Here is an 18,060-nt window from a genome sequence, read left to right as displayed (position 1 = left end):
ATCCCATCTTCTTAGGGTTTGGATGGAAACACCCAGTGTTTTAGCTGCAACGCCAATACTAACATATCTACTCATTTGTATATAATAATATAGAAATAGGTAGATTTCAACTAGCAGTTATTAACCCCTGCAACCGTGCCCATTCTCTTGGCGTCATTTTCCGAATACCTTTCCGATTTACCTCTCCTTTAATTCTAGTAGTTGGAGTAAAGTCTGTAATTCTATGATCTATAACTAAATTACGCTCTCTCCCCATTCCACCTACAACTATGGCATTGGCAATTGCGTGATCTGGAATAATAGCGTAACCAAAACCATTTCCTTTATTTTCATGTCGAGCTTTATGCTTTTCCAAGGTATCTAAATACTGTGTAGATAAGTAATATTTAGTAGGTACAACCTGAGTTTCCTTTATATCGGCAAAACAGGTTTTTTTATTTAATGGTTGTGGATAAGAGAAATTTTGAATTCCAGTATCTTTATGGAAGCCTACAATAAAAATTCGCTCTCTATTTTGGGGAACACCAAAATCTTTAGCATTTATAATTTGAGGCTCAGCAACGTAGTAACCTAAATCATCTCTTAATGTTTTTAAAATAGTTTTAAGTGTATTTCCCTTATCATGACTAATTAAGCCTTTAACATTTTCTAAAAAGAAAGCTTTAGGTTGTTTCCGTTTTATAATATCCGCAACGTCAAAAAATAGCGTACCGCGTGTATCTTCAAATCCAGATCTTTTACCTGCAATTGAAAAAGCCTGACAAGGGAAGCCTCCACATAAAATATCGAAATGATCAGGTATCGCATTTTTAGTAGACTCTAAAGTGATATCACCATAAGGCGTTTCACCAAAATTGACGGAATATGTTTTTTGGGCATATAGGTCTATTTCTGATGAAAATACGCACTCGCCACCAAGATTTTGTAACGCTAGCCGAAATCCACCAATTCCTGCGAATAGGTCAATAAATTTAAATTTACTTGGGTATTCTGGATAAAAAGGGATTGATTCAAAGAGGGAAAGGTTTTCCTCTTTGTTTACCACTAATTCACCATGAGCCTTTAAAACTTTTGGACTAGTAGAGTTCATCTCAAACCTTCAAGGCGATACAATAACAAAGCCATTACAATAACAAAGCCATTACAATAACAAAATTTACCTTAAATAGCATGCAGTGCAAGATACAAGCTGTCGCTCTAGCACAATATTCGATAAGCGTTAGGACAGATGCCTGAGCTGAACTCAAATCACAAAAACGCTTCCAACACCGAATTTAAAAACACATGCCCTTGCGCAGTACATGCCAATCGCTTCGGATCATCCTGCAACAATTGCCGCTGACGCAATGTATTTAAAATATCCTGCAAATCATCCAAGTTTAAACCTGTGCGGGCAGTATACAAGTTTGCCTCAACCCCATCATTCAGGCGCAGTGCATTCATCATAAATTCAAATGGCAACTCATCGGCTGCAATTGCTTTAAACTGCAAGTTTTCCGCAGGTACTTTGGCTAAGTAATCTTTCGGCAAACGGGTTTTTTGGAAGCGATACACACCATCATGCAAAGTCACTTTGCCATGCGCCCCCGCACCTATCGCCAAATAATCGCCAAACTGCCAATAATTTAAATTATGTGCAGACGGCAACTCTTTACGCCATGCAGACACTTCATAATTCACAAAACCTTGCGCAGTTAAATAGGCTTCACCCTGCACTTGAATTTCTTCCAAGACATCATCTACAGGTAAAATTGGCTGAGTGCGGAAAAAAACAGTATTAGGCTCAATAGTCAATTGATACCATGAAATATGCGTTGCACCATGTTCCACTGCCAGTTTTAAATCCTGCAGTGCTTGCTGCAAAGTCTGTTCAGGCAAGCCATGCATTAAATCGACATTAATTCGCTGAAAGCCCGCTTCACGCGCCAAGCCAATTGCGGCAATCGCATCATCATTAGAATGAATACGCCCTAATTTTTTTAAATGCTCAGTATTAAAACTCTGCACGCCAATCGACAAACGGTTAATGCCTGCAGCCAAATAATCTGCAAAGGGATCATGCTCCACTGTTCCCGGATTAGCTTCCAACGTAATTTCGCAGTCATCTTCAAAAGCTAGCACGGCTTTCAGCTGTGTAAATAACCATTGATACCCCTGTGCTGAAATTAGCGAAGGTGTGCCACCGCCAATAAAAACACTGTGAATTTTCCGCCCCTGCGCAAACTGAGTCTGGGTTTTAAAATCTTCCAGCAAAGCCTGTAGATATTCCTGTTCTAAATCTAAACTCAACTTACCGTCAGGCACAGCATGTGAATTAAAATCACAATACGGACACTTACGCACGCACCACGGCATGTGAATATATAAAGATAAAGGAATATCAATGGGTTGAAGTGGATTCAAAGACAGACTCAATGCAAAATCAAAACAGTGATACAGATTTTAACATGACTACAGCAGGACACTGATGTATTCCCTAGAATTTGCTTTAGACTAGAATCTGTTTAATAAGAAAAAATGTGAAAATGATGAAGATATCCAGCCAATTACTCTTAATTTTGCCACTGGCGATGGGCATCGGGATTGCAATGGCCTTTCAAACTGCAATCAACAGCCAATTGCGTGAATATTTATATTCTCCGTTACAAGCTGCCCTTTTCTCTTTTTTGGTTGGTACAATAGTTTTAGCCATACTGGTATTTTTTCAGCAAGTCGAAAAACCCAACCTCAGCACCTTGCTCAACATCCCATGGTATTTATGGATTGGCGGATGTCTAGGGGTTTATGCCATCAGCATGAGTATTTATAGTGCTCCAAAACTAAGTTTACTCACTTTATCTGGGGTGATTATTTTTGGACAAATGGTCACATCAATGCTGATTGATCATTTTGGGTTCTTGGGCACTGATAAAGTCAGTATCAATTGGCAACGTCTTTTAGGTAGCGTGGTGATTTTTATTGGTGTGCTTCTCACTTTACAACGCTAATACCCAAACGCTAAGCACCTCATGCATTGAGATTTTTTGTGTCAAATATACATTCTGTGACCACGACCCGTTTTGAATTAAAACAGCTTTTTCAACTGATGATTCCAATTTTGGTCACACAATTTGCGCAAGCAGGTTTAGGTCTGATTGATACCATTATGGCAGGTCACATGTCTGCCACCGACTTAGCTGCTATTGCCGTTGGGGTCGGTTTGTGGATGCCCATTATGCTGCTGTTCAGTGGCATTATGATTGCTACCACACCCTTAGTCGCCGAGGCTAAAGGCGCGCGTACCCCAGAAAAAATTGCAACCATCGCCCGTCAGTCTTTATGGATTGCGTTTATTTTAGGTGTGATTGCAGGGCTGATTTTACAGCTCATGCCTGCACTATTGCCATTATTTGGTGTGCCTGAAAATTTACAGCCCAAAGCAGGCTTATTTTTACATGCCATCGGTTTTGGGATGCCTGCCGTGACCATGTATGCCGCTTTGCGCGGTTATTCAGAAGCACTGGGCTATCCACGCCCTGTGACCGTAATTAGTCTGTTGGCATTGGCTTTATTGGTTCCACTGAACTTTATGTTTATGTATGGTTGGGGGCCTCTGCCTGAACTGGGCAGTGCGGGTTGTGGTTTTGCCACTGCTATTTTGCAATGGTTAATGTTTATAACTTTGGCATTTTATATTTTTAAAAGTCGCGCCTATCAAAGCACACAGGTATTTAGCCAATGGGAAGCGATTGATGCGGTCTGGATTAAACGCATTTTGCTATTAGGACTACCAATTGGTTTAGCCATTTTCTTTGAAGTGAGTATTTTTAGTACTGCCGCCATTGTAATCAGTCCTTTGGGAGAAACCAAACTGGCAGCCCATCAAATTGCCATGTCAGTCACATCTCAGTTATTTATGATTCCCATGTCTTTGGCAATTGCCCTGACCATTCGTATTGGCACATATTATGGCGAACAAAATATTCACGCCATGCGTAAAGTACAAGGCTTAGGCTTTGCAACTGCAACTGTATTTGCCTTTTCTACAATGACGCTGATGTGGTTTTTCCGTCCTGAAATCATTTCAATTTACACCCGCGACCCGCAAGTGGCGCAAGTGACGATGTCTCTATTATTATTTGCGATTGCCTATCAACTCATGGATGCATGGCAAATTAGCGCAGCAGGTTGTTTGCGTGGCATGCAAGACACTCAGGGCCCAATGTGGATTACCATGCTTGCTTATTGGGTTGTGGCTTTCCCCATTGGCGTGTATTTAACTCGTTACAGCAGTATGGGCGCTGCAGGGGTTTGGGTCGGGCTGATTGTCGGTTTAAGCATTGCCTGTGTGTTACTTCTGACCCGTTTATATTTCAACAATCAACGACTGGAACGCCAATTTACAGCATAAACCTCAGCCTACTCACCTACATGCCAAAATACGTTTTGGCACGTGGGTCTTGTGATCAAAAAATACTTTAACAATTAAAAGTAGGCATTTTGCTCACGAACACTTATGATCAAAAGATAGTAAAGATGATCTTGAGGAACATCGCATGGCAAAAACGGCGCGTACACCTGGTCGTCGCTTTATGAAACTTGCGAGCATGACAGCAAGTATTGCAACCAAAACGGTATCGAACTCGATTAAAAACCTCACCGCAGATGAAGAACAAAAAAATGCGGCACGCAGCCAATTGTTTCAGGATATTGGTATCCAAATTGCTGATACCTTAGGCGAAATGAAAGGTGCGGTGATGAAAGTCGGGCAAATTGCCTCGCAATATAAAGATATTTTTCCGCCTGAAGTTGCCAAAGCCATCAGTAAATTACAGCGCCAAGCACCTGCCATGCCTTTTGCTGAAATTAAGGCACAAGTTGAAAAAGAACTTGGTAAACCGCTCGACAAAATTTTTAAACACTTTGATGAAACTCCGTTTGCAGCCGCATCTATTGGGCAAGTGCATAAAGCCATTTTACCCAATGGCGAGCAAGTGGTGGTCAAAGTGCAATATCCTGGGGTCGATGAAGCCTGCGAAAGTGACCTGAAACAAGTCCGTTTGGCACTGCGTTTAATGGGTGTACTTAAAATAGACCGTAAATTACAAGACCGTCTATTTCAGGAAATTCAGGAAAGTTTAGACAATGAGCTGAACTACCAGATTGAGGCACAAAACCTAGAAGTAGCGCGTACCTTTCACGCGGCTTTGGATGATAAAATTATTATCCCACAAGTGTTTAAAGACTATTCTTCGCGGCATATTCTCACCTTAAGTTTGGAACAAGGTGAAAATATAGAAACGGCAAGCACATGGTCACAGCGTACCCGCAACACTTTGGGACGACGTTTATTGCGTGCCATGGGTCAAGAAATCTTTTATTTAAAACGCTTTCATTGCGACCCGCATCCGGGCAACTTTGCGTTCCGCCAAGATGGTTCTGTGGTGATTTATGATTACGGCGGCGTCAAAACTCTATCGAATGATGTAGTGCATCATTTTCGACAACTGATTCATGCTGCGCGTGCGCAAGCTATTGCCGAAATTGAACAGCATCTAGATGCACTGCAGGCAATTTCTGCATTGGGTAAATTCCCTGAAGATTTATATTTGCAATGGTTAGAAGTGCTGATGCGTCCGCTAACCACACATTATGATTTTGCTGAAAATTCTGCCCATCATGATGGCGTTGAGTTGGTCAAAAGTTCATTGAAATATTGGGATGTGTTTAAGCCTTCTCCCGATACCTTAATGGTGAATCGAACTGTTTCAGGGCATTATTGGAATTTAATTCATTTAAAAGTACATGATAATTTAAATGATATTTTTGAGGAGTTGGTTCCACCGCGAGCTTAGACTCAACTTTGGACTCAGCAAAGGATGCTGAAAATAAAGCCCAATCTGTTTTATGCTCCGTAACTAAAATTATAATCCAGACAAAAAATCCTCCCAAATGTAGGAGGATTTTTTGTTATCTAAACCGATTCATTCAAGTTGAAACGATGAAATTCAAATTATTGAATTTCAAGGTGTTTGATTAAGCATTCCAGATCATCGGCAGACAGTTGTCCAATATAAGTGAGTTGTGTTTTTTGGATAGGCAGCTGATATGTTTGTACTGTATCAATCCACGATGGCTTTTTTAAACCAGCCTGTTGCCAGTTTTTAATTTCCACATATTTGCTTTTAATAAAAGCAGACTTATTTTCGTACTGACTACTTAAACGAAATACAACATAGTCGGTGTCCGTTTGGCGAATATACAACACAGGTCTGGTCTTACCCTCGGCAATATCTGTAAAGCCAACATAAGCCCAATAGAGTTGTTGGGTCATTAGTAGCCGCCATCATCTTCTAAAAAAGCAGCAGCATCAGCAGCGCTAGACACTTTTACACTAGGAACATTATGGCTCATCGCGATTAATCTTGCTGTATTCAAATCCTCGTCACTCACCTGAGTCGTGACAGGTATTTTGCCAGTTCGTGCAATTTCAGCATAAACCATGCTCATTACAGTAGCAGGCGTCAGACCAACTTTTGTCATAATGTATTCTGCTGATTCCATAATTGCCTGATCAACCGTGTATTGAACCCGTTTTTTTACCAATGTTGTCATCATATGCTCCATTTACACCACTAAATGCCATTTTATGCCCTAAAATGGCACGAGTCAAACTTGTTCTTACGATGCCTTTTCACTTCAAATAGAAAAAATTATTTAATCTGTGCAGACACTATTCCCTCAATGAAAGCCCTTATACAACGGGTTTAGAAAAAGATTAGATAATTTTTATGTAAAACTCACTAGAAAGAATGCATGTGGGTTTTATTTGCCAAATCAAATGTTATGTTATAACATTTACTTAAATATACACTTAGTTTGGAGAAATCTCATGCGCCCGAATATCCACCCAGAATATCGTGAAGTTTTATTCCACGACACCAACGCCAATGCCTATTTTGTGATTGGCAGCACCTTGCAAAGCAGCCAAAGTAAAGAATATGAAGGCAAGGTATATCCTTATGTGACTTTGGATATTTCAAGCGCATCGCATCCGTTCTACACAGGTGAACAACGTCAAACCAGTAATGAAGGACGTGTCGCGAGCTTCAACAAACGCTTTGCACGTTTCAAACGCTAAGCTTGAGTTTTATTGCAAAATCTCACAATCACTTCATATTCAGTTAAGTTTTCTGTTTTATATTTTAAACATAGCAAGATTGCTCATCGAAACGATGGGATATCCTCTATCTTCAAAGCCCAAGCACTCTCCTCCAGCCTGGGCTTCTTTTTATTTATAATTTTTATCTAATGGATTTTTCTACTCAACGATTGATTTGGTACAGACCCTAATCTAATGTTTTAAAAACTGTTGAATCACATAAAAACCCAATCCCAGCAACATCACTCCCAAAACCACACTGGAAAGCGCATAACTAAACGCCATACCTTGCTGTCCATGTCTTAAGAGTTGCCAAGTTTCCAAACTAAAACTGGAAAAAGTGGTAAAGCCACCTAAAATACCTACCATCAGTAATAAGCGGGCTTCCTGCTGCAACACAGGATATTTCTGACTCAATGCAAAAAATACACCTGCCAAAAAGCAGCCAAACAGATTGACCGACCACGTTGCCCATGGAAAATGCTGTGCCGATTTAAATAAATACAGGCTTGCGGCATAACGTAAACTTGCCCCCAATGCACCACCAATTGCCACCAATAGCCAATTCATCTGTTCTACTGTCCTTTTTGCGGCTATGTCGTGTATTTCTCACAGCCATAATTTTTAGTCACATGTGATCTCTTTCTGTATTTCAAGATATTCTTGCCCGAAGTATCCATATCTTTGCTCAGATTTTACATCTTCCTAAATCACATAAGTTAAATACACGAAAAAGTTTTCCACTCAAAACCAAATTGCGCTAGTCTGCATATTATTTCAATTTAGGCACATGTGGAGGATGTCATGGCAAAAGAATTATTGGCTCAAGTTGAGGCAGGCAGAGCAGCATTTGCCGATGTGATTGCATTCATTGAAGCACACTATAACCACACCCCAACCGCATTTAAAAATGGACAACAAAACAATGCGGCCACTGAAAATCAGGGCAGCGCCAAAGTGTTTTCTTTTGCTCAGTTAAAAGGTTTAGATCAGGCACAAACTCTCAGTTTGTTTGCAGAACACTATGCCTCGGTACGTGCAAACCCGACAAGCAGTGACCACCAAAATATTCGCCAGTTTATGCAACATGGTTGGGATGGCATCCAATTTGAAGGACAAGCACTCAGCGCCAAATAATTTTTAGTATTTTAGTTTTAAATTTAGATAGGAAAGCCGTGCGATACTGATTATAAACAGCCTCACACGGCTTTTTATTTTAAGAAAATTATAGATTTTTTGCTGCTAAATCTCACAACAATTCAAGCTGTTTAGCATAATCAAACATATCAAGAAATACGCACCCGACATTGCCATTCTTGTATTGCGGTTTTTTCCCATGCACGGGCATGTTTCACGTGGAGCAATTCCTGACCAGCCTTGACTGCCTGAAAATAAAATATTTTTTGTCCACCTTGCCCTACTTGAGCAGAAGATGAAGCTTCAGCAGTATGATAAATACTTTCTACATCAAATAGCTTCAGTGACTCTACCAAACTCCATTGATAGCCTGTACTTGGGTTTTCATTCAGTTGTAATTCTAAAGTTTGTCCGACATCCATCTCTAACAATGCGGGACATTGCTGCTGCGCTGTAAATTTAAAAGTTTGCCCATCAATGCTTGAATTCATACTTGTGCATGCGCTTAAGCCCAATGCCACAACACATCCACTCAAACCCATGCGCAAATAGCAATTCATCACCCTGTCCTAACTTTTAACCTTTTCAATCCACTGAATTGAACTGACGCGAAATACCTCACAAGCACCATCCCCCGTATCGGTAGGAGTAAGCGATGATGTCCAGACCAAATCCTGATCTTTGACTTCCACCAACTCCCCTTTTAAACGTACCAAATCGCCACGTTTGACCTTCTTAATTTCTTTGGCAATTTGTGGGTTGGCAGGAATGATGTGCATATTGGAGACCATTTGCATGGCTTGTTCCGCAGGTACGGGCAAACGATCTATTTTCCAGTTTAAATAGCGGTCATATTGATTGACCGTGATATGACGGGCAATTTCAGGCTCAGCAAATAAGCCCCAACTTACCGCATAATCAATGGGGGAAAATTTGGCTTGGGCATCATGTTGATAGGTTTTAGAACCCAAAATCCGAAAATCACCTTTAAAAGGTTGTAAGACTTCAATCGACTGACCTTTCACCACAGGTGGTAAGCCTTTGGCAATATTACGCTCAACCGAAGCATAGCCAGAACATGGCAAAGCCAAAGTCAGCAATAATGCGGTCAGTTTGAGTGAAATATGCTTTTTCATCATGGTCATCAGCCCATCAAATTCATGTATTCAGCTTTTTATCTTAGCGCCAGATCATGAATACAATAGTTGAAATTAGTAACAAAATGTAGTCTTTGGCATGTACTGACATAGCAAAAGTACAGACTTTTCAGCTAAGCTCAAAGGCAATAAAAAGGAATGATTAGATTAAAATATGCTGTACCGACTTTATCAAAAACATATTTTTCCGCACCTGCTCAATCAAGTCATGCAAACCCCATCGCTCATGGATTTGCGCCGTGAACTTTTATTGGGCGTGTCAGGTGAAGTGTTGGAAATAGGCTTTGGTACAGGGATCAATTTAGCTTTTTATCAAAATGTCGATACGGTTTATGCCTTAGAGCCCAATGCAGCCGTCTTTCAACTGGCACAGGAACGAATTGACGCAGCCCCCTTTTTAGTTGAGCACATTGCTGCAAGTGCAGAACAACTCCCTTTTGCCGATGAACAACTACAGCATGTGGTGTCTACTTGGACGTTGTGCAGTATTCCAGATCTAGAACAAAGCTTGCGAGAGATTTATCGTGTCTTACAACCGGGCGGCACTTTGCACCTCGTAGAACACGTTTTAAATCGACAAAACTTAAATATTCAGCGTTTGCAACATCTGCTCACACCAATTCAAAAGAAAGTTGCAGATGGCTGTCACTTAAACCGTGACATTGAAATTGCCCTACTCGAAACTGGTTTTGAATTGGGTGAAGTCCAATATATTGATATTGCAGGCATTCCAAGTCTTGCACAGCGCATGTTATTGGCGCGAGTACATAAACCTCTTTAATCACAATCCTCAAAATCAATCCGAATGGTTTCAAAACGCAGTCTGCCCTGCTGAATGGCCTGCGCAATTGCTTGCTGACCTTTGGTCAAACGTGCGCCACCACTTTTAATATCAATTAGGACGATTGCAATATCTTCGGCATGCCCATTGCCATCCCGATAATCGGTATAGCCATCAAACACGATATAATCAACAGGATCACCTAAAAATTTGGCATCGCTCGGTAAATACTGAAATTCGGGCATAATCGGTGCTAATTGCTCTGCCATTTTGCCTTTCAGTACCGCACGACTGGTATTTACACTGCGCTTTTGTGCCTGCAATAATGCCTGCTGATGTGACAGTTCAATTTCTGCAATATATTGTTCATACTCGGCTTTAATCCGTCCATTGCGGCTATTGCTTAAAATTAAGGTGGTCAGCACCACGCCTATACAGGCACCAATCAGCATCGCCATCCAGATTGACATAAAACCTTCCTAAACCTTTTTTGCAGAACTCGATACGACTTTTGTCAACTGTCATATTCCGAGCACAAAACAATGATATGCTAGGGATGAGCAGATTAAAATCGATTCGAGGGTCATGAAAACTATATTAATTGCCAACCAAAAAGGTGGCTGTGGAAAAACCATTACGGCTATTAGTTTAGCATCTGCGCTTGCACAAAAAGGCTATAAAGTTGCTTTGGCGGATGCCGACAATCAAAAATCTGCGCTGCAATGGTTAAAACAACGACCAGAAACAGCCGCTCCAATTCAAAGTTTAGATTGGCGTCATGAAAAGTCGATTGGCGATGCACCCAAAAACATTGAATATTTAATTATTGATGCACCTGGTGCGTTATCGGGTGAGCATGCCGAGCAGCTGATTAGCGAAGCACATGCCATTATCACACCTCTACAGCCTTCATTTTTTGACATTGACTCCACCCGTCGCTTCTTAAAACACTTACAAGACATTAAGCGGATTCGTAAAGGCAAAGTCCAAATTTTGCTGTTGGCCAATCGGGTCAAACCCAACTCTGCCAGCTCTAAAGATATTCAGGATTTTTTCCAGAAAATCGAGCAACAGCCTGTGGCATGGATTTCAGAACGTGCAGCCTATGGACAATTGGCAATGCAAGGTTTAAGTATTTTTGATAAAACCCAAAAAACTTATCTGCAAATGCAAGATCAATGGCAGCCTGTACTGAATGCCATTGTAGATGACCCTGCTCAATGGTTTTAAAGCCTAGAATCGCCACCGTTTAGAACTTATTCACCAGAACTTACCAAGCTCTCGTTTTCGGGAGCTTTTTTTTCAGTTAATATGGCACATGACCTTAGGAATGTTTCAGTGAATTCAGTGCAACAGTACGCGCCAACATTACAAAAAATTTTATTGTTTGGACTGTTTTTTGTCCTGATCTTTTTGGGTTTTCACATACTCAAATATTTTATTGTTCCTGTTGTTTGGGCAGCAATTATTGCCTACATGAGCTGGCCACTGTATCAGTCGGTGCTACGTCTATGCGGTCATCGTCCTACACTCAGTGCAGCCCTAATGATGCTGTTGGTCACGTTGGTAGTAGGTATTCCACTCACCTTTGCCATTTTTATTCTGCAACATGAAGGTCGCAATTTATATTACGAATTGCAAAAACAGGTCTTTTCTGGGCATTTAGATGTGCCTGATCTTATTCGTAATTTACCGATTATCGGAAAAGAAGTCACCCGCACTCTCAAAGAAATTAACCACGATCCCAACAGTATTGTGCAGTCTATTTCCTTATGGATTCAGGGACATTTAAACTACGGAAAAGTGGTCATTAATGAGGTCAGTAAAAATCTGATTAAACTGGGTTTTGCCCTGCTATCGTTATTCTTTTTCTACCGCGATGGTCACACCATTTTGCATCAAGTCAGCAAAGCTTTAGAAATGGTGATTGGGCCACGTATTCACCACTATTTAGATACCATTTCTGAAACCACACGTGCCGTGGTGTATGGGGTTGGTCTTACGGCAATTGCACAGGCCTTATTGGCAGGTGTAAGTTATTTTGTGGCCGATGTACCTAACCCAATGGTACTGACAATTGTGACCTTCTTATTTGCGCTGATTCCCTTTGGCCCACCGCTGGCTTATGGTTCGGTATCCTTATGGTTATTCACCCAAGGGCATACCATGGAAGCCATTGGTGTTATGGCTTGGGGCGTGTGTGTAGTCAGCACGGCAGATAACGTCATCCGACCTTTGGTGATTTCAGGTGCGACCCAAATTCCATTCTTATTGATTATGTTTGGTGTACTGGGTGGTATTGCTAGCTTTGGCTTAATTGGTCTGTTTATTGGCCCTGTTATTTTGGCCGTGTTACTGGCCATTTGGCGTGAATGGTTGCATGAAAATAATCAACCCGAAGCTTTAATGATGCCGAAAGCCACACTTGCCCACGACCTACCCGAAGACGATTCATCTTCCAATTCAAAGCTTGATTAAGCTTTCTTTCTGATCATATTGCTCACATGACTGTGTTGATCTGAACAAATCAGCTCAACACAGTACATACATTCCACTACGCAAACGTTGTATTGTAACGTGGCTAACTTTGTTTCAATCAAGACATCCCTAAATATTATGCACAACAAACAGGATGTCTTTTATGCGCTCAATACTCCAATTTGCCAGTCTTGCTGCTTTTAGTGGTCTAGTACTCATGGGTTGCAGCACCACCGCAACCACACAAGAAAAATCAAAATTAGTGAAAATGCATGCTGTTTCAGCACAAGGTATTGGCAAAGAATTAGGTACGGTCGAACTGCGTGACAGTGCAGCAGGCTTAATCATTCACACCCAACTCCAGCAACTCCCTGCAGGTGAACGAGGTTTTCATATCCATGAAAAAGGTTCATGTGCAGCAGCAGAAAAAGAAGGAAAAATGGTTGCTGCTTTGGCAGCGGGCGGTCATTTTAATCCGAAAAATGTCCCGCATCATGGCACACCACTGACAGGACATTTAGGTGATTTACCTGCTTTAAGTGTTGCAAGCGATGGAACAGCCAAAGTAACCGTGATTGCACCACGTTTAACATTGGCACAAGTTGAAGGATTGGCTTTAATGATTCATGCAGGCGGCGATAACTATGCCGACCATCCAAAACCATTGGGCGGTGGTGGTGAGCGAATCGCCTGTGGGGTCATTTAAACCCGCTTTATACATTTTCAATAAAACATTTATTACCAATTGTGGATAAGTTAAGGGTTATACACATGCCTTTCGACTTATCCGCAAAAAAGTAAAATCATCTTGTTGTGGATTATTCTAAAAATAAGCTCAATGCAGCTCGTCTCGCTTTATATCAGTCGTGTTTCATATCCACACTCACTAATTTTTGAAAAACTTGCTACGAACTAGCAGAAAACAGCTCAATTTTGCAAACATCGTGTCTAACTTATAAATGTGCAGAGATCACAACCGCTCATCTTTGCGATTGTCACTATTTGCGCTACACTGCTGTTTTATCGACATGAAAAAGATTTGGGCATGAACATTAAAACATTACGTTGGGTTGGGTTCCTAGAAGGTATTTCATTCTTATTGTTGTTATTTATTGCTATGCCCATGAAATATATGTTCGATAACCCAATTTTAGTGAAATATGTAGGTATGGGACACGGCGTATTGTTTATCGCATTTTTAGTGGTGCTTTTTGTGGTTTGTGAAAAACAAAAATGGTCTCTTAAAATGTTTATTTTGGGCTTAATTGCTTCAATTTTACCTTTTGGCCCATTTGTTTTTGATGCTAAATTGAAAAAGATGGAACAACCAGTACAAGCTTAATCTGCAAGTCCTTTTTAGCTTTCATCACATTACACATTATTTGATATTTGATTTCTAAATCAAATGTTTGCAAGGCGATGCTACATCGCCTTGTTTTATGATACCGCAGAAAAATTTAAACCCTTAAAACTGCCCTGCAGCAACTCGCTCCTGCATCACCTGTTTAAGCATCATGCGTGGCAAACTAAACCACAGTGTTATCAGCACCAAACAAGCCACACTATACGCCCAAATATCAAACTGAACATATAAAACACGTACCAGTTCAATCACTATAAAAAAGCACAGCATCAATAGCATTGAAACACTGGCAGCAACAGTGCCTTTAGACACTTCTGATGACATTAGGGCAAAACGATATAAGACCGAAAAGCTCATCCCCTCACCAAAACTGATCAGGCTCATGCCAATCACCAAACACCACACAAAATAGCTTTGCCAAATTGCACCCAGTACGATCAGCACGCTGCCCAACAACATTAAAGGCAGGCCAATCAAGACTGTTTTGCCTAAAGGCAAACGGTCAATGACTTTCATCAGCACCAAATTGCCTAAAATCAAACCACCCAAAACAGGAAACTGTGCTAAACCGTATTGCAGACTGCTAAAGCCTAAATCTTCAACCAACATCACGGGAGATAATGCAATCCACAACATTAAGGGCATACTCAATAAAGGCAGCGCCAATGTCAGACCTAAGAATCTGGTATTTTGAAAGACATGCTTAAAATCATCCCACACATCTCGAAACGGACGTTTAGGAATACTTTGCTGAGTTTCAGGCATTTTGGCTTTCAAACCAAACCAACTCAAAAATGCCAACAGTGCTATGCCGATAAACCCCCAATGCCAAGAAACATGCTCAATCATAGATGCACCCAAGACTGGGCCGAGCAAGGGAGCGAGTAAAGAGACGTTTGCCATGAGTGCCATGACTTTAATTGCATCACGCTCTGCAAAGTTTTCCTGAATAGCCGCATAACCGACCGCACTAATGACCGACAAGCCAAACCCTTGTAAAAAACGAAGGGCTAGGAAACTTTCAATATTCTGAGTCAATAAGATCAATAAGCAAGTCAGGGTAAAAAATGCCACGCCGCCCAATAATACTTTTTTGCGCCCCAAACGGTCAGAGAGTGGCCCCAATAACCACGCTACACAAGCACCGCCCAACAAATAAAATGACATAGACGAAGCTGCCCATGCACTACTGACACCAAAATCTTGTGTGATGGCCAACATTGCGGGTTGAACCAAGTCATTGCCAATATAAACTGCAAACTCAAACAAGACCAAAGCCAAGGGAAACATGAGTGTGGCACGTTGAATGGTATTTTTTTGCTGCTGTGGCATGAGTTATAAAGGACAAAACGATGCAAGTCAGCCGCGTTTAGCCCATAAAAATAGAAAATTGAGCTGCAGTTTAACAGAGTTGAATGGCAAATTTATGGCGCATTTTTTAAGTCCGTTAAATAAATTGCGGCACTTGATGTGACATCAGACCAAGTTAGGCATCACCTCCTTCAGCGGGTTAAGGCGATACGGTATTGCCCAATTCATAATATGAAAATACCGAAAGTACAGGATAAAACTACCCACGGCAATGAGGCGATCATTACAGTGTAGAAATGCTAGCGTTTTGATGGACATGCTGCGCTCACACGTTTTTGAATCGAATGAAGTCATCCTAAATAAAAGCTGTGGATAACACGAGTATTATCCACAGACGCTTTGTTGCATTTTTAGAACATCATGCAAGATTTACCTAAGCCCTACAGCAATTTAAGGACATTTTTTGCTTTGGAAAGTCTTGGTATTTTTACCACGTGCGCATAAGTAAGCGGTTTGCACATCACCCTGCTGCCATTGTCCATTAATATTTTTAAAGTGATAAATACTACGAATTGAACGTACCGAATCATCCATTAAGCCTGTTTCGGTAATTTTTACTTCTGCCGCAGTTGGTGCTTCGACACGGTTAAAGTATTGACGAATTTCAACGGTAGCCAATTCTTTACGCAAATCTGGACGTTGTTTGAGTACCTGCGCCAAAGGTGTTTCTGCAGGCGTAACTTGTGAAATAATATTCTGTGTAGTCGCACAGCCTGACAATAACGCAACACCCAATGCGGAAACCGTGATTAAACGCAACATAACTCCTCCAAAATGTTGATTATTATTTATGCTTCTATGATGCCTTGTTCGAGCAGAAACGCTAGAACAGAAATGTAAAATTAAAACAGCGGCATAAAAAAACGCATCACGAGGATGCGTTTTTCAATTCACTTAAATAAATGAAAGGCGAAAGGAATTACAAATCAAATAATTTGCCTGGGTTCATAATGCCTTGAGGATCAAACACTTTTTTCAGCGCTTTCATATATTCAATTTCTTCAGCCGAACGTGAATATTCCAAATATGGTTTTTTGGTCATGCCTACACCGTGTTCTGCAGAAATAGAACCATCATATTTCTTCACAGTATCAAATACATACTTATTTACCACCTGACATTTGGCAAAGAATTCGTCTTTGCTTAAATCGGCAGGTTTAAGAATGTTCAGGTGCAAGTTACCATCACCAATATGGCCGAACCAGCAAATTTCAAAGTCAGGATAGTTTTCTGCCACAATTGCATCAATTTCCTGAATAAATGCAGGAACATGAGTAATCAATACTGAAATATCGTTTTTATATGGAATAAACGGTGCAATCGACTCAGAAATGTCTTCACGCAAACGCCATAAACTTTCAACTTGGTCTAGGCTTTGGCTCAATACGCCATCCATCACCCAGCCTTGTTCCATACAGTGTTCAAAAATTTCCATCGCCTTGTCCATAATTGGCTCAAATGGCGCTTCAAATTCAAGTAACACGTAAAATGGACATTCGGTTTCAAATGGACGTTGCACATGACCATGATCCAAGACTTTTTGCATCGCCAATTCACCAAAGAATTCAAATGCAGTCAGATCAATTTTAGCTTGGAAAGCATGTAATACAGGCATCACCGAATTAAAATCAGGTACGCCCAACACCATCACTTGCAAATCTTGCGGTTGGCGTTCTAGCTTAATTTCAGCTTCGGTCACTAAGCCAAGTGTGCCTTCACCGCCAATAAATAAATGTTGCAGCGCATAACCTGTTGCGTTTTTGATCATGCCTTTGTTCAGACGCAGGATATCTCCTTTGCCTGTTACCACAGTCAGACCCAACACCCAGTTACGGGTCATGCCGTATTTAATGACTTTAATACCGCCCGCATTGGTACCAATATTACCGCCAATTTGTGAAGAACCTGAAGATGCAAAATCGACTGGATAATACATGCCTTGTTCTTCGGCATAGTTTTGTAGTTGCTCAGTCACCACACCCGCTTGCACACGTACCATACGGTCTGCAGGGAAAAATTCCAAGATTTGGTTCATCTTGTCCATGCTGACTACAATTTCACCATTGGCTGCCACAGCACCCGCAGATAAACCTGTACGTCCGCCCGATGGAGTAATGGCCACATTAAACTGATTCGCCAGTTTTACAATGGCTTGTACTTGCTCTGTGCTTGATGGGAAAACGATGACCGATGGGTTCGGATCAAAATGCTTTGTATGGTCACGACCCCAGTTTTGGAGGCTATCGGCATCCGTTTTAATACGGTTTTCACCGACTATTGCCGTTAATTGGGTCAATAACTCAGGGGTTAAAGCGACTGGAGCATTCATCGTTTGCAGACCTAGCAAGAATTAAACAGGAAGAAAAGCGACTGTCTGCACATCTTGATCTATTTGAAGATGAAGATACTGCAGACTAAATATGTGCATCAAAGCAACAGCGTGGGTTGGCTTTCATGTGCGCCGCTTATTATAAGCGATTTTTTTGAAAAACCTGTGAATATTGGCAATTCCGATAATATAACGTGGTAAGAACAGGATAATTTTGGGCAATATTTCTGAAAGAGATTATATCTGACAAAAAATACCTGCACTCTTGGTCATAAAGGAAATGTATATCGACCCATCTCCTAT

At 41.0% G+C, this 18,060-nt stretch carries 21 protein-coding genes and 2 pseudogenes; 10 read left to right on the top strand and 13 right to left on the bottom strand.

Annotation, left to right across the window (positions count from 1 at the left end; translation table 11 throughout):
• From AC07E5_RS13715 to hemW, 3 genes and pseudogenes are all read right to left on the bottom strand, one after another.
• Positions 1–75 (bottom strand): annotated as a pseudogene (locus AC07E5_RS13715) (IS607 family transposase); the annotation flags it as partial.
• A 31-nt stretch (positions 76–106) separates the two neighbouring features.
• Positions 107–1,090, bottom strand: a complete 984-nt coding sequence (locus tag AC07E5_RS13710) for a DNA cytosine methyltransferase (RefSeq protein WP_180051423.1) — start codon at positions 1,088–1,090, stop codon at positions 107–109.
• 158 nt (positions 1,091–1,248) lie between these two features.
• Complete coding sequence (gene hemW / locus AC07E5_RS13705) at positions 1,249–2,403, bottom strand: radical SAM family heme chaperone HemW (RefSeq protein ID WP_180060106.1); 1,155 nt, start codon at positions 2,401–2,403, stop codon at positions 1,249–1,251.
• 122 nt (positions 2,404–2,525) lie between these two features.
• Here hemW and AC07E5_RS13700 point away from each other — a divergent pair, with 122 nt between their 5' ends.
• The 3 genes from AC07E5_RS13700 to AC07E5_RS13690 all read left to right on the top strand — a co-directional run bounded on the left by AC07E5_RS13700 (position 2,526) and on the right by AC07E5_RS13690 (position 5,834).
• Positions 2,526–2,987 (top strand): DMT family transporter, encoded by a 462-nt coding sequence (locus AC07E5_RS13700; RefSeq protein ID WP_004974605.1) that lies wholly within the window; start codon positions 2,526–2,528, stop codon positions 2,985–2,987.
• Positions 2,988–3,025: 38 nt separating this feature from the next.
• On the top strand, positions 3,026–4,390 hold the full coding sequence (locus AC07E5_RS13695; protein ID WP_004974603.1) for an MATE family efflux transporter: 1,365 nt from the start codon (positions 3,026–3,028) through the stop codon (positions 4,388–4,390).
• Positions 4,391–4,535: 145 nt separating this feature from the next.
• Positions 4,536–5,834 (top strand): ABC1 kinase family protein, encoded by a 1,299-nt coding sequence (locus tag AC07E5_RS13690; RefSeq protein ID WP_498625673.1) that lies wholly within the window; start codon positions 4,536–4,538, stop codon positions 5,832–5,834.
• 158 nt (positions 5,835–5,992) lie between these two features.
• Here AC07E5_RS13690 and AC07E5_RS13685 read toward each other — a convergent pair whose 3' ends face one another.
• Positions 5,993–6,313: a type II toxin-antitoxin system PemK/MazF family toxin gene (locus AC07E5_RS13685; RefSeq protein ID WP_131260605.1), complete on the bottom strand. Its 321-nt coding sequence runs from the start codon at positions 6,311–6,313 to the stop codon at positions 5,993–5,995.
• The gene (locus AC07E5_RS13680) at positions 6,313–6,594 is read right to left on the bottom strand and encodes a type II toxin-antitoxin system RelB/DinJ family antitoxin (RefSeq protein WP_004974600.1); all 282 of its coding nucleotides are present in this window, start codon (positions 6,592–6,594) and stop codon (positions 6,313–6,315) included. The genes AC07E5_RS13685 and AC07E5_RS13680 overlap by 1 nt, the downstream gene beginning before the upstream one ends.
• A gap of 277 nt (positions 6,595–6,871) precedes the next feature.
• On the opposite strand from AC07E5_RS13680, the gene AC07E5_RS13675 reads away from it, so the two are divergent.
• The gene (locus AC07E5_RS13675; RefSeq protein ID WP_004974599.1) at positions 6,872–7,120 is read left to right on the top strand and encodes a type B 50S ribosomal protein L31; all 249 of its coding nucleotides are present in this window, start codon (positions 6,872–6,874) and stop codon (positions 7,118–7,120) included.
• Between the two features lie 213 nt (positions 7,121–7,333).
• On the opposite strand, the gene crcB is transcribed toward AC07E5_RS13675, so the two are convergent.
• The gene (crcB, locus tag AC07E5_RS13670; RefSeq protein ID WP_004974593.1) at positions 7,334–7,711 is read right to left on the bottom strand and encodes a fluoride efflux transporter CrcB; all 378 of its coding nucleotides are present in this window, start codon (positions 7,709–7,711) and stop codon (positions 7,334–7,336) included.
• A 234-nt stretch (positions 7,712–7,945) separates the two neighbouring features.
• Here crcB and AC07E5_RS13665 point away from each other — a divergent pair, with 234 nt between their 5' ends.
• Entirely contained in the window at positions 7,946–8,278 is a 333-nt protein-coding gene (locus tag AC07E5_RS13665) for a HopJ type III effector protein (RefSeq protein ID WP_498625671.1), read from the top strand.
• 149 nt (positions 8,279–8,427) lie between these two features.
• On the opposite strand, the gene AC07E5_RS13660 is transcribed toward AC07E5_RS13665, so the two are convergent.
• Positions 8,428–8,838: a protease inhibitor I42 family protein gene (locus tag AC07E5_RS13660; protein ID WP_498625670.1), complete on the bottom strand. Its 411-nt coding sequence runs from the start codon at positions 8,836–8,838 to the stop codon at positions 8,428–8,430.
• Between the two features lie 9 nt (positions 8,839–8,847).
• Positions 8,848–9,414: a hypothetical protein gene (locus AC07E5_RS13655; protein WP_171287417.1), complete on the bottom strand. Its 567-nt coding sequence runs from the start codon at positions 9,412–9,414 to the stop codon at positions 8,848–8,850.
• Between the two features lie 175 nt (positions 9,415–9,589).
• Between AC07E5_RS13655 and AC07E5_RS13650 the strand changes: the two genes are divergently transcribed.
• Positions 9,590–10,216 carry a class I SAM-dependent methyltransferase gene (locus tag AC07E5_RS13650; protein ID WP_498625668.1) on the top strand — a complete coding sequence of 209 codons (627 nt, stop codon included), beginning with the start codon at positions 9,590–9,592 and terminating at the stop codon, positions 10,214–10,216.
• Here AC07E5_RS13650 and AC07E5_RS13645 read toward each other — a convergent pair.
• Entirely contained in the window at positions 10,213–10,686 is a 474-nt protein-coding gene (locus AC07E5_RS13645; protein ID WP_004974557.1) for a Holliday junction resolvase-like protein, read from the bottom strand. The two genes, AC07E5_RS13650 and AC07E5_RS13645, sit on opposite strands and share 4 nt — an antisense overlap.
• Positions 10,687–10,801: 115 nt before the next feature.
• Between AC07E5_RS13645 and AC07E5_RS13640 the strand changes: the two genes are divergently transcribed.
• The 4 genes from AC07E5_RS13640 to AC07E5_RS13625 all read left to right on the top strand — a co-directional run bounded on the left by AC07E5_RS13640 (position 10,802) and on the right by AC07E5_RS13625 (position 14,036).
• On the top strand, positions 10,802–11,446 hold the full coding sequence (locus tag AC07E5_RS13640) for a ParA family protein (protein WP_004974554.1): 645 nt from the start codon (positions 10,802–10,804) through the stop codon (positions 11,444–11,446).
• A 108-nt stretch (positions 11,447–11,554) separates the two neighbouring features.
• Positions 11,555–12,694: an AI-2E family transporter gene (locus AC07E5_RS13635; protein WP_498625667.1), complete on the top strand. Its 1,140-nt coding sequence runs from the start codon at positions 11,555–11,557 to the stop codon at positions 12,692–12,694.
• Positions 12,695–12,911: 217 nt separating this feature from the next.
• On the top strand, positions 12,912–13,400 hold the full coding sequence (gene sodC, locus AC07E5_RS13630) for a superoxide dismutase [Cu-Zn] SodC (RefSeq protein ID WP_256733956.1): 489 nt from the start codon (positions 12,912–12,914) through the stop codon (positions 13,398–13,400).
• Between the two features lie 339 nt (positions 13,401–13,739).
• Positions 13,740–14,036: a DUF3817 domain-containing protein gene (locus AC07E5_RS13625; RefSeq protein ID WP_004974548.1), complete on the top strand. Its 297-nt coding sequence runs from the start codon at positions 13,740–13,742 to the stop codon at positions 14,034–14,036.
• Between the two features lie 123 nt (positions 14,037–14,159).
• Here the strand turns inward: AC07E5_RS13625 and craA are convergent, their stop codons facing one another.
• From craA to AC07E5_RS13605, 4 genes and pseudogenes are all read right to left on the bottom strand, one after another.
• Entirely contained in the window at positions 14,160–15,389 is a 1,230-nt protein-coding gene (gene craA, locus AC07E5_RS13620; protein WP_498625666.1) for a chloramphenicol efflux MFS transporter CraA, read from the bottom strand.
• Between the two features lie 181 nt (positions 15,390–15,570).
• Positions 15,571–15,680, bottom strand: a pseudogene (locus AC07E5_RS13615) (pirin family protein); the annotation flags it as partial.
• Positions 15,681–15,818: 138 nt separating this feature from the next.
• Positions 15,819–16,190, bottom strand: a complete 372-nt coding sequence (locus AC07E5_RS13610; RefSeq protein ID WP_004974545.1) for a hypothetical protein — start codon at positions 16,188–16,190, stop codon at positions 15,819–15,821.
• Positions 16,191–16,347: 157 nt separating this feature from the next.
• Positions 16,348–17,757, bottom strand: a complete 1,410-nt coding sequence (locus AC07E5_RS13605) for a D-2-hydroxyglutarate dehydrogenase (protein ID WP_154320282.1) — start codon at positions 17,755–17,757, stop codon at positions 16,348–16,350.
• Between the last annotated feature and the right edge of the window lie 303 nt (positions 17,758–18,060).

It is taken from the genome of Acinetobacter seohaensis, assembly GCF_056431365.1.
The sequence above is the reverse complement of the archived record's forward strand: the minus strand, read 5'-3'. Positions and strand labels throughout refer to the sequence as shown.